General features: G+C 58.8%; 18 protein-coding genes. 15 read left to right on the forward strand and 3 right to left on the reverse strand.

Features of this window, described 5'->3' with window-relative positions:
• Nucleotides 1-4 precede the first annotated feature (4 nt).
• The 15 genes from C7R54_RS17875 (at nt 5) to C7R54_RS17945 (ending at nt 19,486) form a co-directional block, all read left to right on the forward strand.
• Nucleotides 5-1,366: an FAD/NAD(P)-binding protein gene (locus C7R54_RS17875; RefSeq protein ID WP_158021237.1), complete on the forward strand. Its 1,362-nt coding sequence runs from the start codon at nt 5-7 to the stop codon at nt 1,364-1,366.
• Between the two features lie 165 nt (nt 1,367-1,531).
• Nucleotides 1,532-2,350 carry an ABC transporter permease gene (locus tag C7R54_RS17880; RefSeq protein WP_129151780.1) on the forward strand — a complete coding sequence of 273 codons (819 nt, stop codon included), beginning with the start codon at nt 1,532-1,534 and terminating at the stop codon, nt 2,348-2,350.
• Complete coding sequence (locus C7R54_RS17885) at nt 2,340-3,722, forward strand: ABC transporter ATP-binding protein (protein WP_129151781.1); 1,383 nt, start codon at nt 2,340-2,342, stop codon at nt 3,720-3,722. Before C7R54_RS17880 ends, C7R54_RS17885 begins: the two co-directional genes overlap by 11 nt.
• Complete coding sequence (locus C7R54_RS17890) at nt 3,715-8,346, forward strand: glycoside hydrolase family 99-like domain-containing protein (RefSeq protein ID WP_129151782.1); 4,632 nt, start codon at nt 3,715-3,717, stop codon at nt 8,344-8,346. Before C7R54_RS17885 ends, C7R54_RS17890 begins: the two co-directional genes overlap by 8 nt.
• Before the next feature lie 141 nt (nt 8,347-8,487).
• On the forward strand, nt 8,488-9,768 hold the full coding sequence (locus C7R54_RS17895) for a hypothetical protein (RefSeq protein ID WP_129151783.1): 1,281 nt from the start codon (nt 8,488-8,490) through the stop codon (nt 9,766-9,768).
• A gap of 30 nt (nt 9,769-9,798) precedes the next feature.
• Nucleotides 9,799-10,572 (forward strand): glucose-1-phosphate cytidylyltransferase, encoded by a 774-nt coding sequence (gene rfbF / locus C7R54_RS17900; protein WP_129151784.1) that lies wholly within the window; start codon nt 9,799-9,801, stop codon nt 10,570-10,572.
• Nucleotides 10,554-11,648: a CDP-glucose 4,6-dehydratase gene (rfbG, locus tag C7R54_RS17905; protein WP_240039588.1), complete on the forward strand. Its 1,095-nt coding sequence runs from the start codon at nt 10,554-10,556 to the stop codon at nt 11,646-11,648. Before rfbF ends, rfbG begins: the two co-directional genes overlap by 19 nt.
• An 80-nt stretch (nt 11,649-11,728) precedes the next feature.
• Nucleotides 11,729-13,051 carry a lipopolysaccharide biosynthesis protein RfbH gene (rfbH, locus tag C7R54_RS17910; protein ID WP_129151785.1) on the forward strand — a complete coding sequence of 441 codons (1,323 nt, stop codon included), beginning with the start codon at nt 11,729-11,731 and terminating at the stop codon, nt 13,049-13,051.
• Between the two features lie 11 nt (nt 13,052-13,062).
• Nucleotides 13,063-13,887 (forward strand): transketolase, encoded by an 825-nt coding sequence (locus tag C7R54_RS17915; RefSeq protein WP_129151786.1) that lies wholly within the window; start codon nt 13,063-13,065, stop codon nt 13,885-13,887.
• On the forward strand, nt 13,884-14,831 hold the full coding sequence (locus C7R54_RS17920) for a transketolase family protein (RefSeq protein WP_129151787.1): 948 nt from the start codon (nt 13,884-13,886) through the stop codon (nt 14,829-14,831). Before C7R54_RS17915 ends, C7R54_RS17920 begins: the two co-directional genes overlap by 4 nt.
• Complete coding sequence (locus C7R54_RS17925) at nt 14,828-15,766, forward strand: NAD-dependent epimerase/dehydratase family protein (protein ID WP_129151788.1); 939 nt, start codon at nt 14,828-14,830, stop codon at nt 15,764-15,766. The genes C7R54_RS17920 and C7R54_RS17925 overlap by 4 nt, the downstream gene beginning before the upstream one ends.
• Nucleotides 15,763-16,185 carry a GtrA family protein gene (locus C7R54_RS17930; protein ID WP_129151789.1) on the forward strand — a complete coding sequence of 141 codons (423 nt, stop codon included), beginning with the start codon at nt 15,763-15,765 and terminating at the stop codon, nt 16,183-16,185. The genes C7R54_RS17925 and C7R54_RS17930 overlap by 4 nt, the downstream gene beginning before the upstream one ends.
• Nucleotides 16,178-17,134 carry a glycosyltransferase family 2 protein gene (locus tag C7R54_RS17935; RefSeq protein WP_129151790.1) on the forward strand — a complete coding sequence of 319 codons (957 nt, stop codon included), beginning with the start codon at nt 16,178-16,180 and terminating at the stop codon, nt 17,132-17,134. Before C7R54_RS17930 ends, C7R54_RS17935 begins: the two co-directional genes overlap by 8 nt.
• A 3-nt stretch (nt 17,135-17,137) precedes the next feature.
• Nucleotides 17,138-18,109: a lipopolysaccharide heptosyltransferase I gene (gene waaC, locus C7R54_RS17940; RefSeq protein ID WP_129151791.1), complete on the forward strand. Its 972-nt coding sequence runs from the start codon at nt 17,138-17,140 to the stop codon at nt 18,107-18,109.
• An 81-nt stretch (nt 18,110-18,190) separates the two neighbouring features.
• Nucleotides 18,191-19,486, forward strand: coding sequence for a 3-deoxy-D-manno-octulosonic acid transferase (locus tag C7R54_RS17945; RefSeq protein WP_129151792.1), 1,296 nt, complete (start codon nt 18,191-18,193; stop codon nt 19,484-19,486).
• Here C7R54_RS17945 and C7R54_RS17950 read toward each other — a convergent pair.
• The 3 genes from C7R54_RS17950 to C7R54_RS28980 are packed head-to-tail and all read right to left on the reverse strand — an operon-like array spanning nt 19,478 to nt 23,837.
• A complete protein-coding gene (locus C7R54_RS17950; protein WP_129151793.1) occupies nt 19,478-20,893 on the reverse strand; it encodes a hypothetical protein in 1,416 nt (471 codons plus the stop codon). The genes C7R54_RS17945 and C7R54_RS17950 overlap by 9 nt on opposite strands.
• 20 nt (nt 20,894-20,913) lie before the next feature.
• A complete protein-coding gene (locus C7R54_RS17955; protein ID WP_129151794.1) occupies nt 20,914-22,188 on the reverse strand; it encodes a glycosyl transferase in 1,275 nt (424 codons plus the stop codon).
• A complete protein-coding gene (locus C7R54_RS28980; protein WP_192903687.1) occupies nt 22,185-23,837 on the reverse strand; it encodes a glycosyltransferase family protein in 1,653 nt (550 codons plus the stop codon). Before C7R54_RS28980 ends, C7R54_RS17955 begins: the two co-directional genes overlap by 4 nt.
• Nucleotides 23,838-23,846 lie beyond the last annotated feature (9 nt).

The following is a 23,846-nucleotide window of genomic DNA, read 5'->3' on the forward strand; positions in this document are numbered from 1 at the left end:
GATCATGCCCGACATTCGTAACTGCGCTCCGGCGCGCCGTATTGGTATCGTCGGCGGCGGGTTCAGCGGATCATTGATGGTCGTCCAGTTGTTGCGCCAAGCCACGAGCCCCTTGCAGATCGTCCTCTTCGAGCAGAAAGGCGTGCGCCTTGGCAAGGGGCTGGCCTATGGCACGACGGACGATTGCCACCTTCTCAATGTGCCCGCCGGGAAAATGAGTGCGCTGCCAGACCAATCGGACCATTTCCTCGACTGGGTCAGACGCCATGGCGGATTGCCGATGGCCGAACCTGGAGATTTTCTGCAGCGGCGGCTGTATGGCAGCTATATACATAGCTTGCTGATGGATGCTGTGGCTACACACCAAGGTCGCCACCAAGTCACCTTTGTGGAGGACGAGGTGATCGACGTTCGCGAGGATGAACAGGTCTTGACCTTGCTTTGCCGCTCCGGCGCGCGGTATCACGCGGAGCGTGTGGCGCTGGCTTTGGGCAACTTCCCGCCTGGCGATCCGCCGGAGACCGCGGGGCATCGGGGGTACTTCGCCAATCCCTGGCATGAACAGGCGCTCCCCGCCTTATTGCAGAGCCAATCGTGCCTGATGATCGGGTCCGGGCTGACGATGCTGGACCTTGTCACGAGCATGCATGCGCGTAACTACCGAGGGCAGATTCAAGTGGTTTCCCGCCGGGGCCTGATGCCGCAGGCGCACCGACCCGCCGTCCAGCCGATCGATACGGGCAGTCTGCACCCGGGCGTCAGCCTGCGGGCGTTGACGCGAGGGGTCAGGAGACTGGTCGAAGAGAACGAGGGCAATTGGCGTGCGGTGGTCGACGCTATGCGTCCCCTTAATTCCGTGGTCTGGCAGGGGTGGTCGCTGGCTGACCGATTGCGGTTTATCCGCCATGTACGGCCATATTGGGAAAATCGCCGCCATCGCAGCGCGCCGGCGTTGATCGGGCAATTCCACGCATTGATCGGCGCCGGTCGGGTACACGCTCACCAGGGGAGGGTGCAGGGTATCGTGGAAGAGGACGGCCGTCTCGTTGTGACGCTGCGGACGCGCGTGGGAGGTCGGACGATCGCTGTTCAGTCGGTGGTCAACTGCACCGGGGCCGAGTGCAATTTCCGCAAACTAGGCAGTGAACTGGTCCAGAACCTCCTGGAGCGGGGGGTGACGGCTTGTGACCCGACAGGCTTCGGCATAACCGTAGATGCCAGCGGCGCCTTGCGCGACCGCGACGGACGTTTGTCATCCCGCCTGTATACCCTGGGACCGCCGATGAAAGGGATCTTGTGGGAGACGACTGCCGTGCCGGAGCTGCGGGGCCAGGCGGCAGCGACGGCGGCTCGCCTGCTGGCGTGAACGCAGGTGCGGGCCGGCCGGCTCCCCAGCGGTTTCTTACATGAAGGGACGCTTTGCAATAGGCCCGAATGCTAAACTACGCAGTTAGCCTGAGTTTGGCGCAGGCCGGGTTGGCTTATCGCCCGTATACAGCGCGAACGGGCAGATCCAGAGAAAATTTTTCGAATGCAGGAATTCAAACCTACGCCGCGGGAAATGGCCGCAAGCTTAAGGCGAAACCGGTCACTGATCTCGACCTTGGTAAAGCGGGAAGTTATCGGCCGTTATCGCGGGTCGATCATGGGGATCCTCTGGTCATTCTTCAATCCTCTCTTCATGTTGGTGATCTACACCTTCGTGTTCAGCGTGGTGTTCAAGGCCCGTTGGCATGATGGTGCAGAATCGAAGACCGATTTCGCGCTTTTGCTGTTCGCCGGTCTTATCGTATTCAATCTGTTCGCGGAATGCCTGAATCGGGCGCCGACCTTGATCGTATCGAACGCGAACTATGTGAAGAAGGTCATTTTCCCACTCGAGATCCTGCCATGGGCCGCCCTCGGATCCGCCTTGTTCCACGCTTGCATCAGTATTGCGGTTTGGTTACTTGTCTATTCGATCGTTTATGGCGCCCCACATCTGACAGTATTGCTTTTACCCATCGTACTTGCGCCCATGTTGCTCATGACAATGGGGGTTTGCTGGGCGCTCGCTTCACTGGGTGTTTTTCTGCGCGATGTCTCGCATTTCATCGGCATCGTGACGTCGGTGCTGATGTTCATGTCGCCGATTTTCTACCCTATTACTGCCTTGCCCGAGAAGTATCGCACCATTCTCCTGGCCAATCCACTGGCGGGTACGATCGAGCAGGCCCGGGAAGTAATGTTCTGGGGCCGCATGCCCGACCTGCGGTTCCTCGGTATCTATCTGGGCTGCTCCTTATTGGTTGCATGGCTGGGTTTCGCATGGTTCCAGAAAACGCGTAAGGGATTTGCGGATGTCATCTGAAATAGCGATTCGCGCGAATAACATCAGCAAGTGCTATCACGTCTACCACAAACCGAACGAAAGGCTGAAACAACTGATCATGCCGCGCTTGCACCGCATGGTCGGGCGGCCCGCAAAGCACTATTTCAGCGAATTCTGGGCGCTCAGCGATGTCTCTTTCGAGATTCGGAAGGGAGAGACTGTGGGCATTGTTGGGCGCAACGGCAGCGGCAAATCCACATTGCTACAGATCATTTGCGGCACGTTGAATCCCACTAGCGGTAGCCTGTCGACCCGCGGCCGTATTGCCGCGCTCCTGGAACTGGGCTCCGGTTTCAATCCGGAGTTCACTGGGCGCGAAAATGTCTATATGAATGGAGCCTTGCTGGGAATGAGCGCCAAGGAAGTGGACGCGCGCTACGAAGACATCATTGCCTTCGCTGATATTGGCGATTTTGTCGAACAACCCGTCAAGACATATTCGAGCGGCATGGTAGTGCGCTTGGCCTTTGCAGTGGCCATCAATGCGGATCCGGAAATACTTGTCGTCGACGAAGCGTTGTCGGTCGGTGACGAACTCTTCCAGCGGAAGTGCTTTGCGCGTATCGAAGCGATAAAGAAGACCGGTGCCACCATATTGTTTGTCTCCCATTCGGGAGGCACCGTTGTGGAATTATGTGATCGCGCCATCCTGATGGATAAGGGCGAGAAGTTGGCCGTCGGAACGCCCAAGCATATCGTCGCCCTATACCAGAAGCTGCTATACGCGTCGGAAGATGCTCGTGCCGAGGTGCGAGCCGCCATTAAAGCGGGAACGCTGCAAACAAAAACCGGGCGTGATGGAGTGAAAAGCGATCTCCCCGCGCCCGAGAAGACGGTGTCCAGCGAGTCGCAGGCATTCCTCGACCCGTCCCTGGTGCCTACCAGCACCGTGATTTATGAGCCGCAAGGCGTGGAAATATCCGATCCGCACGTGAGAACAGCGGCAGGCAATCGCGTAAACAACTTGGTCAGGGGCGAGGTCTACCAATACTGCTACCAAGCGGCGTTTTCCGTTGCGACGGAGCGCGTCCGCTTCGGCATGCTGATCAAGACAATTACTGGCGTGGAACTGGGGGGCGCGTCGGGCACGGCCGCTGGGCAGGCTGGCCTCGATTTTGCACCGGAAGATCTCGTAGAGGTCCGCATCGAGTTCCGTTGCGTTCTCAATCCCGGTACCTACTTCTTCAATGCCGGCATCATGGGTATTGTAAATGGGACGGATACCTATCTCCACCGTATTGTCGACGCCGCCATGTTCCGTGTGCAGCCGGTACAGAATTCAGTGGCAAATGGCATCGTCGATTTCGAACCCACATTTCACCTGATCAACGAGCAGGCTTCAAATGAGTAGAAACCTGATCGCGGTGCTGGGTATGCACCGCAGCGGTACCAGCGCATTGACACGCGGCCTGCAGGTGTTCGGCGTGGACCTAGGCGACAGCCTGATGCCTCGCGTCGCAGGAATCAATGACAAGGGCTTCTGGGAAGACAGCGATATTGTCTCGTTCAACGAGGAGATTCTTTACTCATTGGGCAGCAGTTGGCATTCCTTGGCGCCCTTGCCGGACGATGCGCTCCAGCGCCTGGTAGAGGGAGGCTTTGTCGACCGTGGCGTCGTCATGCTTAACGCCAAGCTGGGTCGTGCCGAGTATTTCGGCATGAAGGATCCTCGCCTTGGAAAGCTGCAATTTTTCTGGAATATCGTTTTCCAACGTTGCGGCGTGGAGCCGCGATACGTTTATTCGTTGCGTCATCCGCAAAGCGTTCGCGATTCCTTGATGAAGCGCGATGGCTTTGCGCCAGTGAAATGCTATTACTTGTGGGCGGAACATCTGGTATCAGTATTGGCGGACGAGCAGGTGATCCGCCGGCCGCGCGTGCTGGTTGACTACGATCTGCTGTTGGCCCGGCCCGAAGCGGAGCTCGCGTATGTCGCCGGAGTGCTGGGACTGTCCATGGACAAGCCGGGACTCGAACAATACGCTCAGCAGTTCCTGGACACAGGGCTGCGACACACTCAGTATGACCCGTCGACGTTGACGGCCGACGCGGACTGTCCTGCTTTCGTTGTCGAACTGTATGTCCAGCTGTTGCGTGTCGCGCAACGTGAAATCGACCTGGATGCGCCTGCGGTGAGGCAGGCTGTCGAGGGCTGTCGTACGCGCCTGCGCGAAATCGCTCCATTGTTACGACTCGCTGCGTATGAAGAAGACAGCCGTCTACGTCTTTGCCACGTCGAGACCGAGGTGACGCAACTGCGGTCCGAGACCGAGCAGCAGGCTGCGCTAATCGCCGAATTGCGCGGGCACCTCGACGAGTTGAACACCGTACGCCAGAAGTCACGCGATCGGGCTGAAGAAATTCAGCAGCTTCTTATCGAGCTGAAGCGCCGTGACGTCCAGTTGTCCACGGTGAACGAAATGGTCAATGAGCAGGAGCGCCAACTGGAGGCGCTATCGAAGGCCCTCGACGATACTCGTAACTCGACCAGCTGGCGGCTGACCGCCCCGATGCGCTCGCTGATGTCCTCGTCGCGTCGTGTATCGACCGGCATGCAGGTCGCTCGCGCGGCGATTGCACGGCAGGGCGGACTTGCGCCTGCCCTGAGTAAGGTTGCCGCCATATTGCGTGACGAAGGTATCGCGGGAATTCGTGGCCGCGCACGCGCGGCCGCGCGCGCCGCCGTGCGGCCGGACGGCGACGTGATCATGGCCAGTGGCCGACAGCGTTCGGCGGTGAATTTCCGCCCTTATTACCTGAATCCTTTCTATGAGGTCATCGATGAGGACCTGCGCCACGCCCCAACGATAGGCATACACCTGCATCTGTACCACGACGATCTGCTCGATCAGGTGCTCGGGCACTTGCAGAATATTCCCTACGAGTTCGACCTATACGTGTCGGTGCGGGAGAGTGCCGACCCCGACGCGCTGGCCGCCATAATCGGCGCGGAGCTTCCCAAGGCGCGCAAAATCGTCGCAGAGCGCGTGCTCAATCGCGGACGAGATGTGGCGCCGTTTATCATCACGTTCGGAGAGCGGCTCAAACAATACGACGTCGTGGCGCATCTTCATACCAAGAAAAGCCCGCACGCCGCCTTGCTCGCAAATTGGCTCTCGAACATCCTGGAGCTTCTTTATGGCTCGCCGGGTGGCGACAGCCGCACGGTGGTTCAGATCGTCAACCTGCTCAAGGGCGGCGCCAAGGTTGTTTATCCGGAAGGCAGTCTGTCGATCGCGATGGACCACACGGGCTGGGCCGATAACTACGTCATGGCCGGTCGCCTGCTGCGGCGCTATACCCCATACCATATAGAGGACTTTCCGAGCATCGAATTTCCCCAGGGCATGATGTTCTGGGCACGGGGCGAATGCATTGCGGATTTTCTTTCCCTGCCCTTGAAAGTCGAGGATTTTCCGGAAGAGCCCATCGCCCCCGATGGCACGGTTGCCCACGCGCTCGAGCGCATGATTCTGATCATGACCACGCGCTTCGACGGCGCTTGTGTGCGGTTGCACAAGCGTGACGTCACGGACGAATACCCTTACTACGAAGAGCAGCAGGATTTTTCCGCCATTATCCCGGCAGATGCTCCCAGGGTTTTGTCCTATTACCTGCCGCAGTTTCATCCGACGCCGGAAAATGATGAATGGCATGGTCAGGGCTTTACCGAGTGGACCAAGGTCCGCGCGGCCAACCCTCTGTTTCTTGAGCACTACCAGCAGCACATTCCTCATCCCGATCTTGGTTACTACCTGCTCGATTCGCCCATGACGCTGCAAAAGCAGGCCGACATGATGAAGAAGGCAGGCGTTCATGGCCAGATCTTCTATCACTATTGGTTCGGAGGGCGTCTGATCCTGGAAAAGCCAGCGCGTATGCTGCTGGAGAATACTCAGGTCGACATGCCATTCTGCTTCTGCTGGGCCAACGAGAACTGGACCCGCCGCTGGGACGGCAACGAGAAGGAAATCCTGCTCGGTCAGAATTATTCAGCCGAGGATGCGGTCGCGTTCATCGAGTACCTCATTCCCTTCTTCCGTGACAGCCGATATATAACGGTTGAGGGTCGGCCGGTGCTGTTCGTCTATCGTGCGTCTTCGATTCCCGACCCTGATATGTACGTCGAAGCCTGGGCAAAGACGTGCCAGCGCCATGGACTGCGCGCGCCCTATGTGGTTGCGGTACTGACCCGAGGCGCCACGGACCCGCGCGACTTCGGCATGGATGCTGGCACCGAGCGCGTGTTGCATGACTGGACAGGCGGCGCGGCTCCCGACATCTCGGCGCAACTGTCTTTCTATGATGATTTCAATGGCAGCGTCCTGCGTTACGAGGATGTGGCCAACGTTTATATCGGAGAAAATCCGGAGCGTCCTTTTACCTGGTTCCGCAATGCTGTGCCGATCTGGGACAACACGGCCCGTTATGGCTCGGAGGCTTATGTCGTCCATGACAGCTCCCCACGGAAATTCCAGCAATGGATGCAGGTTCTGGTCGACCAGGCGATGGCGCATCTGCCTGGCGACCGCCACTTTATCCTGGTGAATGCCTGGAACGAGTGGGCCGAAGGGGCACACCTCGAGCCCGACACCAAGCACGGTTACGCCTATTTAAATTCGATAGGTCGTGCGCTGTCATATCAGCCCTATGATTCGCTTCTGTACGCGGAGGATGCGGCGTTGGCGAACACGCTGGTCGAGATCGAGATGGCCAGCTCTGCCGCCGACAGCCTGTTGATCGACGACACGCTGTGCGCTCGCTTCTTGCGGTGCCTCGCCAATTCGACGCTTTTCCGCAAATGCCTCGTGCGTTTCACGCAACCGCGCTACGCGCAATTGATGCGCGAGGTCGATCCAGGGCTGCCTCTCGTGGAATCGGGCGATACGGCGTCCTACAAGATCGTGATCGGTTGTGTGAGTTTCTTCACCCCCGACGCACTGGAAATGATGGTGCGCATGGGGGTGGCGTACAAGACCGCGGTCGTGATAGCCAACACTTACGATGGTGGCGGTAAGCTGCTGTCCGTGGCCGAAAATGCGAGTGTTGATCGGTCGGCGACGTATGGCGCGGCATTCGCTTTGTATCCCCGGGTCAACCAGGGCGATTTCAAGGTTTTCAAGCTCTGTCCGGCCGCGCGTTGCGTCGTCGCCCATGCCGACCCGCACCATTATCGGGACATGCCCGTTGTCACGACGATCATTCGCATCCACGCAAATGGCGAATTGCGACTGCTCGAGAACGCCCTGCTGACACTGCTGGCTCAGAAGGGCTGCCATGTGCGGCCACTGGTGACGGCCCAGGACTTCAGCGACGTGCGTAAGGCACAGCTAGAGGCGCTCTTGGCGTCGTATCCCTGGCATGCGGACTGCACGCCTGTTGTCCGCTATTTCGATTCGCCGGGCGGAACCGGCGACATGCGATCGGTAATGATGAACGAAGCGTTGAAGTCTGTTTGCGGTGGTTATGCCGCTTTCCTGGACTACGATGATCTTATGTTTCCGGGCGCCTATGCCAGTCTTATCGACCGGCTGCTGAAGACGGGTAAGGCAGTGGCGTTTGGCCGGGTCTTTGTCGCGATCTACGATTCCCGACTGCAAACAATAACCGAGCGACGCCGTACCTATGAATATGGGCGCAGCTACGACGATTTCCGTCTCGACAACCACGCGCCGATCCATAGTTTCCTGCTGGATATGGATAAACTCGATGTCCAGGACATCGTCTATTACGCTGATCAGAAGTATATGGAGGATTATCTAATGACGATGCAGATATTCACCGCGGATAATGCTGACTGGGAGGCTCTGTCAAGTCCGCATATCTATGTCGGGGACTACATGCATAGTGCCGATCGTGCGCATACGCTGGCAATATTGGATGTCGAAAGTCGCGCGAAGCTGTTGCAGAGCGAGGAGTACGAAAAATGTCGGCTGCGTCTTGCGGAAATGCGCAAAAAAACGGCCGGACGCTGATCGCATGTGGTTCCTTCCGCCCCCTTTCCTGCGAATCCGATGAGTTTCAGGTCCATCCCTGACTTCGTGGACAGGTATGCGCCTGCATGGATCGCGGTCATATTTACCATGGCCGTGCTCCTCGTGTGTTACCCGGGATTCATGTCTTACGACAGTCTGCGCATGCTCGAAGAGGCGCGGTCGCATGTATATGGCGGAATTTATCCGGCAATGCCTGTCTACCTGATGCGGTTGTCGGACATCACGGGGCACGGCCCGACGGTGATGCTCGTGGTCCAGAATTTTCTAATTTTTCTCGGTCTGGCAATCATATTGAGATTTCTTGCCGCGCCGTGGTGGTTTGCCGTGATGGTGATGGCGCTGATTTTGAGCATGCCGGTCGTTGTCGGGCCTATGCTGGTCGTCTGGAAAGACGTCACCACCACAGCGCCCATGCTTATGGCTCTGGTGCTCATCTATTGGGCGCGACGACATCCAAGTTCCCCCCGGGCGCCGGCGGCGAAGTGGTGCAGCATGCTGCTTCTCATCGTGGCGTCGTTGGTACGATTCAATGCCGTAACGGCCACGGCGGTCATCGCCGTGTACTGGGTGCTGTCGTTCTATTCCGGGCGAAGCCGGTTGAAACAGGTGGCAATTTTCCTGCTTGCGCTCGCTGCCATGGCGGCATGCAACAAGGTTGTCAATGGATACTCTTTTCCACGGTTTCAGAAACTCGCCGGCAATGACCTCGCATACGGCATCATGAATTACGACCTGGTAGGAATTTCCAAGTGGTCCGGTACTCCGCTGGTGCCGGTCGCTCCCGCAAGCGATCCGCTGTTTCCCAAGGCGACCATCACCGATATCAGTCGTATCTACAATTCCCTTGGCGCCTTGCATATCCAGGCAGCGAACGAGGCGCTGGGGAATCCCGTTAAACTCGCCGCCCCTGGATATTCAAATAATGACATCGCTCATGCGTGGATTGACGCCATCCTTCGATATCCGGCAGCTTATCTTCGCTATCGTCGCGATTTGTTTGAAGAAATAATAGGCGCAAAACCCACTCCGACGTTCGAGCCTACGCATTACGGGAAAATAGACGATAACAACTTAGGAATGAAATTTACCGATCGCGCGATTACCGGACAGGTTCTGACATATATCGAGAACGCTTCGACGGTGACGTTGGGCAAGCCCTGGCCTTATCTTTTGTTATCTATCGGATGTACCGCGATCATGCTAGGTTTGCGTACAATACCAGGACATCTCAGGGCGCTTGGAGGGGTGGCATTCTGCGCGGCGATAATGTACATCGTGCCGTTCTTCGCCATGACGGGAACCGGTGAGGTGAGGTACGTCTATCCCACCCTGATCCTGGGAAGTGTTCCAATATTGGTGCTCCTGCTCGGATGGCGGAGCAGGGCTGGGATAGCGCAGTAGATCCTCTAACTTTCTGATAAGTAAATTCAAATGAAAGCAGTGATTCTTGCGGGGGGGCTCGGAACCCGCATTAGCGAAGAAACCTCGGTCCGCCCCAAGCCCATGGTGGAGATCGGCGGCAAACCTATCCTCTGGCACATCATGAAGATCTATTCCGCGCATGGAATCAACGAATTCATCGTGTGCTGCGGCTACAAGGGCTATGTAATCAAGGAGTATTTCGCCAACTACTTCCTTCATATGTCCGACGTAACGTTCGACATGGAGAAGAACAGCATGCATGTGCATCAGCGTTACGCCGAACCTTGGAAGGTGACTCTGGTGGACACGGGCGATAGCACCATGACCGGTGGGCGCCTGAGACGCGTGGCCGACTATGTACGCAACGACGAAGCTTTTTGCATGACCTACGGTGACGGCGTCGGAAATGTGGACATTACCGCGCTCATCGCCTTCCACAAGGCGCAGAACGTCAAGGCAACACTGACTGCCACAATACCGCCCGGCCGATTCGGCGCGCTCGAAATCACGGACGGCAAGGTCAATAGTTTCAAGGAGAAACCGCAAGGGGATGGCGCCATGATCAATGGCGGCTTTTTCGTCCTTTCCCCGGATGTGCTGGACCTCATCGACGGCGACCCGACGATATGGGAACGTGAACCTCTGGAGCGTCTCGCCGAGGCCGGGCAACTCGCCGCTTATCCACATTCGGGTTTCTGGCAGCCCATGGACACGTTGCGCGACAAGACGCATCTGGAAGAACTTTGGCAAGGCGGAGCAGCCCCGTGGAAGGTGTGGTCGTGAATCCCGAGTTCTGGAATGGGCGACGCGTGTTCCTCACCGGGCACACGGGTTTCAAAGGCAGCTGGATGGCGTTATGGCTGCAATCCCTGGGCGCTGACGTGACCGGTTTCGCGCTAGCGCCCCCGACCCATCCCAACCTTTTCGACATTGCCGACGTCGCCCGGGGGCTATGCCACCATGTGGCCGATATCCGCAACGCCGATGCGCTGCATCGCGTCATGGCCGAATGCAAACCGGACGTGGTTATTCACATGGCCGCGCAACCATTGGTGCGCTACTCGTATGATGAACCGGTCGAAACGTATGCGACCAATGTCATGGGTACGGTTCATTTGCTCGAGGCGGTCCGTCGTGTCGGCGGGGTGCGGGCGGTGGTGAACATTACTACTGACAAGTGCTACGAGAATCGTGAATGGATCTGGGGCTACCGCGAAAACGAGCCTATGGGCGGCTACGATCCCTATAGCAACAGCAAGGGCTGCGCGGAACTAGTAAGCGCTGCCTATCGTTCTTCCTTTTTCAACCCCGCCGATTACGCACGTCACGGCGTGGCGGTGGCGACGGTCCGAGCGGGCAACGTGATCGGCGGCGGCGACTGGGCCAAGGATAGGCTCATTCCGGACATCCTGGCCGCCTTCGAGGCGGGGCAGGCAGTGCACATCCGCAACCCGGGGGCGATTCGTCCCTGGCAGCATGTATTGGAGCCGCTGCGTGGCTACCTGATGCTCGCGGAACGTCTGGTGGAAGCCGGTCCTGAATTTGGAGGTGCCTGGAATTTCGGTCCGCATGCCGATGATGCACGGCCGGTGGGTTGGATCGTCGAGCGCATGGGCAAGCTGTGGGGAGCAGGGGCACGCTGGGAAGTGGATAACGGCCAGCATCCCCATGAAGCGCATTTTCTGAGGCTCGATATCACCAAGGCCATGACACAGTTGGGCTGGTATCCCGCTCTGCGACTGGAAACCGCACTGCAGAGGATTATCGAATGGTCCCGCGCGCGGATGAGCGGCGCGGACATGCGGCAAGTGACGCTGGCGCAGATCCAGGCCTATCAGGCGACAGCGACGCAGGGGTGAAGCTGCCTCTTCGTCGCTGTGGCAGTGTCGTCTACACTAACGCCAACTGAATAACATCTTTTATTAAATACCGAACCTCCATGCAAAACGACAAAGCCGACGCCCTGCGCAAACAGATTCACGATCTTGTGGCCGAATATGCCGCAATTTCTTTGCGCCCGCAGCCTTTCCTGCCCGGCGCGACCACGGTGCCCCCGTCCGGCAAACTGCTTGACGCGACCGAGTTGCAGTACATGGTCGAGGCGTCGCTGGATGGCTGGTTGACCACCGGCCGTTTCAATGCCGAATTTGAACGCAAGTTGGCCGCTTTCATCGGCGTGAAGCATTTGATCACGGTGAATTCAGGTTCGTCGGCCAATCTGGTGGCATTCAGCACGCTTACCTCGCCTAAGCTGGGCGACCGGGCCATCCGCAAGGGCGACGAAGTCATCGGTGTGGCAGCCGGGTTTCCGACTACCGTCAATCCGATCCTCCAGTTCGGTGCCGTGCCCGTCTTCGTCGACGTCGATCCGCTGACCCACAATATCGACGCCAGCAAGATCGAGGCAGCCATCAGCCCCAAGACCAAGGCGATCATGCTGGCCCACTCCTTGGGCAACCCATTCAATCTGGATGCGGTCACCGCGATTTGCAAGAAGTACAACCTTTGGCTGGTGGAAGACTGTTGCGATGCCCTCGGCTCGACTTACCGAGGCCAGATGTGTGGCACCTTCGGTGATATCGCCACGCTCAGTTTTTACCCCGCCCACCACATCACCATGGGTGAAGGCGGTGCAGTTTTCACCAATAGCGATGAACTCAAGGCCATCGCCGAAAGCTTCCGAGATTGGGGTCGGGACTGCTATTGCGCTCCCGGCAAGGACAACACCTGCGGCAAGCGCTTCTGCTGGAAGTTGGGTGACCTTCCGGAAGGTTATGACCATAAATACACCTATAGCCACATCGGCTACAACCTGAAGATTTCCGATATGCAGGCGGCTTGTGGCTTGGCCCAACTTGCCAAGGCGCCGGCTTTCATCCAGGCACGCAAGGACAACTACTCATTCCTGCGCGAGCGCCTCGTCAACTGCGAGGAGTTCATCAACTTGCCGCAGCCCACCGAGCACTCGGACCCCTCGTGGTTCGGCTTTCCCATCACCATGAAGCCCGAATCGCCGGTCACTCGCCTGGAGCTGCTCAACTATCTGGACGAGAAAAAAGTCGGTACGCGCCTGTTGTTCGCCGGTAATCTGATACGCCAGCCGTCGATGATCGGTGCCCATTACCGCGTGAGCGGCGATCTGACCAACACCGACAACGTTATGAACAATACGTTTTGGATCGGCGTGCAGCCTTCGCTGAGCAAGGACATGCTGGAGTACGCCGCATCGCGTATCGAAACCTTCCTGGGCGTCGATTTCTGAGCTTGCGATCCATGACCCGTCTGCCATCCTCCCCTAGCTTCAATTCCGCGTCATTGCGCCGCACGGTATTGGACATGGCGTATGCCGGTTCGACCGTGCATATCGGCTGCGCCTTTTCCATCGTCGAGCTGTTGGCGGTGCTTTACCGTCATCATCTGCGCTATCCGGACAATGACCCGAATGCCGCGGGCCGCGACTATCTGGTGCTAAGCAAGGGGCATGGCGTGATGGCACAGTACGCATGCATGCGCGAGCTGGGTTGGCTGGATGTCTCCGCCATCAGCGGCTATTTTTCGGATGGCAGCGACCTCAAAGGACTGTCGGACTCGCGCGTGCCTGGCCTGGAAGTGACATCCGGTTCGCTCGGCCACGGATTTTCCGTCGGCGTTGGCATGGCCTTGGGCGCCAGGCTGCGCAAGACGGACCAGAAGACGTATGTGGTTGTTGGGGATGGCGAGATCAACGAAGGGCCGATCTGGGAGGGGGCGCTGTTCGCGGCCCATCACAAGTTGAACAACTTCATGACCATCATTGATGAAAACGGTTTCCAGGCCATGGGAAGGACCGACGAGGTGCTGAATCTCGGTTCCATCGAAGCCAAGTTCGCCAGTTTTGGCTTCGAGGCGATGAGTGTGGACGGCCACGACGAGGCGGCTATCCACGCGGCAATCCGCAGGCTGTGGGAAAGTCCATCGCCAGCCCCCAAGGCGCTTGTTGCCCGCACGGTAAAAGGCAAGGGCGTGCCGTTCATGGAACATAATAATGTTTGGCATTACACGCGCTTGAATGCCGATACCTATGCCCGGGCGATCGAAGCCGTGGGAGGTTCCAGATGAGAGCCGCATTTTCAGACACGCTGGTGCGGCTGGCGCGTGAGGATGCCAACGTCCTGCTGTTGACCGGCGATCATGGTTATGCCCTGTTTGACGCCTTCCGCAAGGAATGTCCCGATCAGTACATAAACGCCGGCATCGCTGAGCAAAACATGGTGGGCATGGCCGCCGGGTTGGCGCGTGCGGGGTTCCGCCCATTCGTCTATGGCCTCAGTGCCTTCATTCCCGTCCGCGTTGTCGAACAGATCAAGCTGGACGTTGCGCACGACCAATTGCCCGTCGTCTTCATTGGCGATGGAGCGGGTTTTGTCTACAGCCATCTGGGCACAAGCCACCAGTCCACGGAGGACATCGCCTGCACCCGCGCGATCCCGGATCTCGCGGTCTATTCTCCCGCGGACCGCCACGAAGTGGCGGCCTGCATGGAGCTGGCTTATCGCTCCGGCCGCTCGGTCTATCTGCGCATGGGCAAGTCCGACCGCGGTGATGTACATGCGGCACCCGGCGCATTGTCCGGCACTGACCTCGGTCAGATAGGCCGGCTCCTCCCCGTGGTGTCCGCCAAGGCGGAGCATCACCGTATTTCCTTCGTTGCGACCGGGTCCATGGTCCGCACGGCGATGGAAATAGCACGCGAAGAGTATCCCGAAGCGCCTGTCTGGAGCGTGCCCTTCATCAAACCGGTCGATGCCGATCAAGTGGCAGCCGTTTGCGCTCACAGCGATGTCGTGGTGACGCTAGAGGAGCATTCGGTGCACGGCGGCCTGGGTTCGCTAGTCGCCGAGATCGCGAGTGAACGGGCTCCCGCGCGCGTGCTGCGCATCGGCGTCGCAGATCGCTTTTCCGCGCATTGCGGTACCTACGATTACCTGCTGAAGGAACATGGCCTCGAGCGCGGTTTGGTCGCGGAACAGATACGTCGTTATCTGGCCACGACGACGAAATGAAGATCGCCATTCTTGGCGCGACTAGCCAGATCGCGCGCGACTTCATTGCCTGCTGCGACTCTGACGAGGCGTGGGACTTGTGGCTGTATGCGCGCCGCCCTGAAGCGGTGCGCAAATGGCTGACGGACATGGGACTGCGAACGCATGCCGTGGGCGATTTCGCCACATTCGGACAAGATGCCGACTATGATGCCGTCCTGAATTTCGTGGGCGTTGGCAGCCCCGCGCAGGCGCAAGCACTCGGTGCGTCGATATTCGAAACGACGCTGCAGTATGACCAGATGGCGCTGGATTATGTGCGTCACCGGGTTGATTGCCGGTACGTGTTTCTGAGTAGCGGCGCCGTATACGGGGGCGGGTTCGCGTCGCCGGCGATGGCTGACTCGCCCGCGACTGCAACGATCAATGCACCCGTGCCGCAGGATTGGTACGCGTGGGCGAAACTTGCGGCCGAATGCCGCCATCGGGCTCTGGCGCCGTTACCGATCGTCGATTTGCGCGTATTCAGCTATTTCAGCCGCAGCCAGGACTTGCAGGGACGTTTCCTTATTTCGGATATGCTTCGCGCCATCCGGGATGGCAGCGAAATGCAGACTGCGTCCGACTTCATTGTACGGGACTTCCTCGTGCCGGAGGATTTCCATCGATTAGTGCATGCTATCCTGACGGCTCCGCCAGCCAACTGCGGCGTGGACTGCTACAGCCAGGCCCCTATCGACAAGCCGGCGCTGCTGGCACTCATGAAGTCCGAGTTCGGACTGCGCTACATCGTGACACCATCGGTCAATACGGTGAACGCGACAGGGGCCAAGGTCCACTATTATTCGACCTACCGGCGCGCGGCGGATTTTGGCTACCGGCCGCGTTGGACGTCGGAGTCCGGCATTGTCCATGAGACGCAAGCTGTGCTCGGGCGACTTGGGAAACAGCGATGACGCCGGCCAGGAGCGCAGAAACGATCGTGCAGAGGCGGCCGAGTGCATCGTGGCGCGCCAGACTGGCGCGCTTTTTCGGCGTTGGTGTGCTCAACACACTATTCGGATATCTGGTGTATGCGGGACTGCTCCTGTTGCATGCATCGCCATTGATTGCCTTGCTGCTGGGCACCCTTTGCGGCGTCATCTTCAACTATTTCAGCATCGGACGCCTGGTGTTCCGTCAGCGGGGCGGCTGGGCGAACTTCGTGCGTTTTATCGTCGCATACGCAATTGTCTATGCCGTCAATGCCTTGTTGCTCAAGGGGCTGATTCATTATCTGCCGCTTGGCCCCTTCCTCGCGCAAATTTTGTGTATTCCGCCCAGCGTGCTGACCAGCTGGGTATTGATGAATCAGTGGGTTTATAAAAATGCTTGAATCAGGCTCGGGTCGCAGGCTTATCAGCATCGTAACGCCTTGCTATAACGAAGAGGCCAATATCGATGAACTCTATGCGCGCATCAAGGCCGTGATGGCGACGCTACCTGCTTACGATTATGAGCATATTTGCATCGATAATTGCTCGACTGACGGGACGGTCGCCAAGCTTAAGGAAATTGCTGCTCGTGACAAGCGGTTGAAGATCATCGTCAACGCTCGGAACTTCGGACACATTCGTTCTCCGTATCACGCGATCTTGCAGTCGCGCGGCGACGCTTGCGTGTTGATTGCGTCGGACCTGCAGGATCCGCCGGAGATGATCGCCGAGTTCGTGGAGAAGTGGGAACAGGGCTACAAGACCGTGCTCGCGGTCAAGCCGGAAAGCGACGAGCACTCTTTCATGTTCGCGTTGCGCAAGATCTATTATCGCCTTGTCACGCGCATATCGGAAGTCAAACTGGTGCCTAACGCTACGGGCGCAGGTCTGTTCGACAAGCAAGTGGTGGAAATTCTACGCAGCATCAAGGATCCCTATCCTTACTTCCGGGGCTTGTTGTGCGAGATCGGCTTTCCTATTGCAACCGTACCTTTCCGCCAGCCTCGGCGCCAGCGCGGCGTAACGAAGAACAATTTCTATACCCTGTATGACATAGGCATGCTGGGAATCACCAATCACTCGAAGGTGCCGTTGCGGCTGATGGCGATAGGGGGATTCGTGCTGGCTCTCGTCAGCCTCCTGATCGCGGGGCTGTTCCTGATCGCAAAGCTACTATTCTGGAGCTCCTTCCAAATAGGTCTTGCCCCTATCCTCATCGGCGTGTTCTTCTTCGGAGGCATGCAGGCTTTCTTCATTGGCTTTGTCGGTGAGTACATCGGCTCTATACACACACAGGTGCGTAACATGCCGCTGGTGGTGGAACTGGAGCGCGTCAACTTTGACGACTAAGACATGACGACCCGTATCCTTATTGTGCGCACTTCGTCTTTGGGAGACTTGGTGCACATGCTGCCGGCGATGTCCGACATAGCGCGTCACGTTCCGGACGCGCTTATCGAATGGGTCGCCGAGGAGTCTTTCGCTGAAATTCCGCGATGGCACCCAGCCGTCCGGGAAGTCATCAAGGTCGCCCACCGGCGGTGGCGCAAAGCATGGTGGTCGGGTGAGGTGCGGATGGAAAGACGTGCTCTCAACGAACGCTTGCGCTCTGTGCGCTATGACGTCGTGCTAGACATGCAGGCCTTGCTGAAATCCGCGTGGCTGGTCCGACAGACGCATGGGGAAAAGCATGGCCTGGACTGGAAATCGGCACGCGAGCCTTTGGCTTCCCTGTTCTACGACGTGCGCCATAAGGTGGAATTCTGGCAGCCGGCGGTGATACGCCAGCGTGCCTTGGCAGGCCTGACTTTTGGTTATACGCCCAGTGGCGCGCCGGACTTCGGTCTGCAGGCTTTCGCGCGGCATGCACGCAGCCTCGGCATGGCGGACCGATCCGACTATGCCGTGATCATGCCGAGCGCCAGCCGCCCCGACAAGCTGTGGCCAGAGGCGGACTGGCGCGCGGTGCTTGGTCGCCTGACCCAAGAGGGCTGCCGCTTGCGCGTGCTGGCCGGCAACGATCAGGAAGCCGAACGCGCGCGACAATTGATTTCGGGCGTGGATGGGGCGGAGGTCGTATGGCGCATGGACCTTACTTCCATCGCTCGTTTATTGGCAGGATCGCGGTTGATGGTGGGATTGGATAGCGGGCTGACGCATCTGTCCGCCGCGCTAGGACGTCCGACAATAGGTATCTATCGCGCGTCCACTCCGGTGCGCACGCCGCTGGTGGGGGATGCCTACACGGCAAGTCTCGGCGATCGCGGCGCGCCGCCTTCGCGCGAGGTCGTGCTCGCGGCGGTGGAGCAAGCGCTGGCTGCCTGAGCCGGGAACTGCTGCCGCACGGCGGTTCGGCATCGGCGAATGGCATGTTCAACAGCGCTGCCTTCGATATTCGAGGTTGATGTGAGCAGAACCCTATACACGCTCGTTCTTCGCTTGCTAGCGCCCGCGCTGTGGGTGTGGATGGCCTGGCGTGCTCGGGGATCTAGTGGGCGTTGGGAAATATTTTCTCGGGCGCGGTTTGGTTGCGCCGAGTCTCCGTCTCAAGGAATGGATAACGTCGGCCGCGTCTGGATACACGCGGTGAGCCTTGGCGAGACACGCGCGGCACAGTCTTTGATCCAGGCCCTGCTAGATGCCGGCGTGCGCCTGCTATTGACGCATACGACGCCGACGGGCCGGGCCGAAGGCGGTCGTTTGTTCGCAGCGGCCCTCGCCACTGGCCAATTGAGGCAAACCTGGCTGCCGTACGATTTCCCTGGATCGACGGGCCGCTTTTTCCGAACCTACCGCCCGGTCGTGGGCGTGTTAGTGGAGCGGGAGGTGTGGCCCAACTTGCTGTATCAGGCACGGCGTGCCGATGTGCCGATGGTATTGGCCAGCGCGCGTTTGTCCGCCTCATCGTTGAGTCAGACTCGCTGGCTGCGCAGCGCGTTGCAACGCGCCTATGCTTCTCTGGAAATGACGCTGGCTCAGACCACGGATGATGCCGCACGCTTGTTGAGCGTGGGAGCGCGCGAGGTGCGGGTGGTAGGCAACATGAAATTCGATATAAGGTTGCCTTCCGACCAACTCGAGTTCGGCCAGAATTGGCGACAAGCCTTAGGCCGTCCGGTGATCGCCATCGCCAGTACCCGTGAGGGTGAGGATGCCGTCTTCACCGCGCTGATCGCGGCGCAGGGAGACATGCCTCCGGATAGCCCGCACGCGCCTTTTTATCTTCTCATTCCCCGGCATCCTCAACGATTCGACGCGGCTGCGGCTCTTTTGTCGGAGCACGGCCTGGAATATTGGCGGCATAGCCAAATGGGAAAGGAACTCCCTCCGGCAAACGTCCGTGTTCTGCTGGGCGATACGTTAGGCGAGATGCCTTTCTATTATGCGGCGGCGGACGTTTCGATTATCGGTGGCGGTTTCGCGCCCCTGGGAGGGCAGAACCTGATAGAGGCGTGCGCTGCGGGGACGGCCGTGATCGTTGGTCCGCATATGTACAACTTTGCCCAGGCGACTCATGACGCTGTGGCGAGCGGCGCGGCGTTGCAGGTGACTGATGCCGCAGAGGCGATATCCCTGGCGGTTTCCCTGCTTGCCGACGACGCTATGCGTTGCAGAATGCGCGGCATGGGGTTGGCTTGGACAGCCAGTCATGCCGGCGCGACGGCTCGTATCGTACAGGCCCTCGCGCCCTGGTTACGATAGCCGCCGGCTTGAGTTTTCACCCTCCGTCGTGGGCACCGGCCGCTTGGCACGTATCCACATGGTGATGCGCCCTAACGCGAGGATCGCCAGCAGCGCTGAGAATACACCGGAGGGAAACACATATCGAGCGTCGGCCGCTGGCGCGGCAAAGTAAAGCAGGCCGACGAATCCGATGATGCCCAGGCCCAGCGCGAACAACAGGTCATAGCGCCACCGGTTGATCCAGACCGCGATCACCGCGAGCACGAGCGCCACGGCGTGCAGCAAGTAGATGCGCCGCAATGGGCTATTGCTCCAGGCGACGATGTCCTGGACCAGGGCGGAAGTACGAGCCGGATAGGCGAGCTGCAGCCCGAATTTGTTCCCGTCTATGCCGCTGTGGGTGGGATAAAACACCTGATGCCGGTGCAGGCCGAATTGCTCCAGAAAGACCGCGTTGCGTATTTTGAGATAGCACAATGGATGTTCCCGGATGACCGTCCGCCATTGAGCCTGAATAGCGCTTGCATCGACGCCCCAGCGCGGCACATGCGCTTGCCATATCGGATTGGTGAAAGTGATGTTGAGATGGCGAGAATCGAAGATACGCTTGAAATCGGCAGCAGGAATACGCTCACCGGATTCCAGCCCCTCGGGCAGCAGATTCAAGTTCTCGCAAGCGGATACACCTGTCAAATCCCAGAGATTGATAACTCCCACCAGATTTCCGACGGGGGGCAGTCGCTTGAAGTCGGGAAGCCGCCAGAGGGTGGTTGCATAGGAAACGCTAAGCACCAGCATGGCCCCCGCGAGGGCACCTATTCGCTTCCGCGTATCCGAGGCGCGCCCCGCGGGATTGATCACCGTCAGCAACATGAACGGCAGCACCAGCGGCAATGCGTTGTAGCGCAGGGAGATCGCGATGATCAGGAAGAAAAATACACAGAAAAACTTCCACCATTGGAAGCGACGAACGCCGCTCAGCCAGGTGGCGATGGCAGCCAACGAGAACGAGACTACCACTACGTCCTTCCATAGCACGATGACCGTTCCCGCCAGCGTGGGAAACAGGAAAAACAGTGCGACCAGTCCCACGCCCATGGCAGCCGCCATGGGCCCGGACCTGGCAAAGTGGCCGCAGATGGCGCTTGCGGAATAGAAAAGGACGAAACACTGCACGACAAACAAGCCGCCGGGACCGCCTGACAGCATCCTGGAGACGTAGAAGAGATAGTCGTGCATTGGCGGCCAGATTGCCGTCTCAACGCCCTCGATGGATTGCCGATAGGCAAGAATGCTGTCAAACGACATCAACCCTGGCCAGACACATATTGCCAGGAGCACCGTCGTGGCAAGGGCGATGAAGAAACCGTAGACCGAGTACAGGTGACGCCAAGCGTCATCAGGTATTGTGTATGCGCGAGACATGTTCAGTTCTTATTGACCACTTACCGCAATACCCGTTTCGCAATACCTCCGACGCCTTCGGTGCGCAACACCTCCCACGCCCGCTTCAAGGATCGACCGCGGGGACGCGGTGCCATAGGGATGTTGCCATGCGTCGCCGACGGATCGCCGGAAGGGCCGTCCGGGATGTTGCCACCAGCCTGGTAGCCAGGAGTCAGGCCCGCCGAAAGGCGATGCGTTGCGAGCGCCACGGTGCCGGCATCTTCATCGAACAATGCTGGATATTCGACCGGACCTTGCGTTTCCCACCAGGCCCGATAGCCCCCTCCCTGCGTCGCAAAGGGATCGGGAAACGCGCGCTGGAGGTCCAGCCGCTCGCGATAAATGACGCGGGCGGCCTTCGGAATCGGCGTGCCATCCGCAAAACGCGAATAAGCCCAGACGACCTTGCTTAGTGGATCATCGCCGGTATCTGCGATGGCGTTGTCGTACCACTCGATCAGGGCCGCGACGGTGGGCTGGTCGCCGGCATATTTTTGGGCCATCATCCTGTGCGCGCCGCTGTCGAACCCTGTGAAGTGGTAGAAGCCCAGCGGCTCGCCGTCCACCTTGACGCTATTGGGAAGTTCGCCCGTGATCGTCCGCGTCGACAGGTTCCATGGCGCGGCATTCAGGCGCGGCGTCCGCAGTACGCATACGCCTTCGAAAAAGGCGGGGGCGAGATCGATCCAGCGCTGATCGGTGAACAAGCCGTTATGGATTTCCGCCCGGCAGAAATAATAGAGGCGGTCCGACCACCACTGCGCGAACTGCTTGCCGATCTCGGTAGGCGCTACAGCCAGAAAGCCCAGGTTGTAGATCCCGTGCCGCAGGCAGGAGATCTCATTGTCCATTACGCCTGCCAGCGAGTGCTCTGGATCCACCAGATGAGGCGTCAGCGCAATGTTCGAATGCACGAGCGCTTCCAGGACTTCATCGATGGGCGAAAAAAGCACCGTATCCGGATCCAGATAGATCACTCCTCCGCAATCGTCACGGCCCAACAGGTGCGCAAGGAGGAAGGGCTTGATCGCGGTGGAAAGCTCGACGATTGTGTGGCAAAAGGCCCAGCCCCTGGCGTCAGCGATCCCGAGGCTGCTGAGCGGATGGATCTCGTCGAAAGGCTCCTGCGAAAGATCGAATCCCGGAGGAAGCTCATCCGACAGGGCAAGATGCACGATCCAGTCAGGGTGGAACTTTTTGATAGACCTGACCAACGTACGGACCTTTGGAATGTAGTTGCAGGCTGCACTGGTATAAACGTGGATCTTCTTCAAGGATGAGCCTTTGCATTCAAAAAATAGAGATCTCGGTCGAACGCCATGATTTCGGCAAGTAGTCCGGGGCCGTCCTGGCGCGGCGAAACCCTTCCCGTTGCCACTGAACGTGCGAGATCGGCCTGGGCCCCCAGATCCAGGCTCATGAGCGGGAGCCCCATGGATACCACTTCATGTGCGACGAAAGAGAAGGTTTCCGGGCAGATGGATGGCATCAAGGCGATGTTCACCTCGTATTTCTCCAAAAGCCCGGGAAGATCATACCGGTTGTAGGATCCTGTCTGCAGGATCACATCCGATGGCGGGGCGCCCTCAAGGCTGCCGAACACTACGATGCGAGCATCTGCTCCTGCCGCCGAAATAGCTTCGGCTAGTGCGACGACCACCCCGGCGCCCTTGTGGTGCGAGATGAATCCAATCACGCCGATAGTGAGCGTGCCGCCCGGCACCCTTGTCTGGCGCACCCGCCGCAGCGGCTCGACGTCGTGGGGACGTAGTGTCGCGTGTTTGGCAATATCGGGATAGGCACGTTCGAGCAAGCGCTTGCTCGATTGAGAGAAGCAACGGACTTCGTCGGCAATGCTTAACACTTCGGTCCACATCTTTCGCCAGCGCTCGATGGACCGTTCGCCGGTCAAGGACACGAAACCGTCGTCATGCTCGCGCAAGCATGAGTTACAGCGGTCGGTGGAAGGGACCCCGCAATATTTGCCGTTCTTGTCCAATAAGAACGGAGAGGGGCAAATCACGAAGTATTCGTGTATGGCGACGGCCAGCGTAGCATTTGATATGCGCTTGAGATCCAATAACAGCTGCTGAATCTTTCCAACCTGTGTAAACGACACGGCACAATTGAGCAGTATTTCCACTAAATTCGAGGACGCAAGAGCCGCCGCCAAGGCGTCGAAGTTTGCGAGCTTGCGCTCGAAAACTTCTTCCCCGTCGCGCACTTCTACATAGGTGCTCATAGAACCGACATCGAAACTGAGCAGGGCGACGGCGTCTCCCGCCTCCAGCCACTCGGACACCAATCGCTTGCGATAGAGATTGGCGCCGCCACCCATGGAGTGATCGACTACCAAGCGGCAGCGGCGTCCTTCCAGCCGGGAGGTCAACTCGATTTCCTCGGTACTGCGGGAATCGGGTGGCCGTCCCTTGTATTGCGCGGCCTTGGCCAGCAGGGTCCGGATCTTGCCCTGGCGCATATAGGTCAAGACCTGCTTGATCCGATGGCGGCGCCCGGACGGGGGGGCTGGCGCGAGTTCGGGCGGGACGGCATTTCCCCAGAGATCAAGGGCGGTGCTCAATGTCCGCCCTTCCTGGGTGCGGAACACGAACTGCGCCGCCTCCGGCCGCTCTTCACCCCATCCTGCCCAGAACATCAGGCCCGAACGGGCAGCCTGCGGGTGGTCGGGAAACACCTGGGCCACGTCATCCCTCAAACGGCCCATGGTCACCCGTGCGTAACTCGTGCGGCCATTCTTGAAATGCAGAAGCAGCGCGCCCTCGACAATTGAGCCGGCGCGATCCAAGGCCCAGCCAACGCCAAAGATACCGTGACCGTTGTTGGTCAGTTGGTCAACCTGGCAGATAAGCGTGCCGGGTGGCTCTACTGGCGCTTGAGGGCCCTGTGGGAAGTCCTGAGTCACTCTACTTGG

Source organism: Achromobacter aloeverae, assembly GCF_004121055.1.
Taxonomy (GTDB): domain Bacteria; phylum Pseudomonadota; class Gammaproteobacteria; order Burkholderiales; family Burkholderiaceae_B; genus Bordetella_C; species Bordetella_C aloeverae.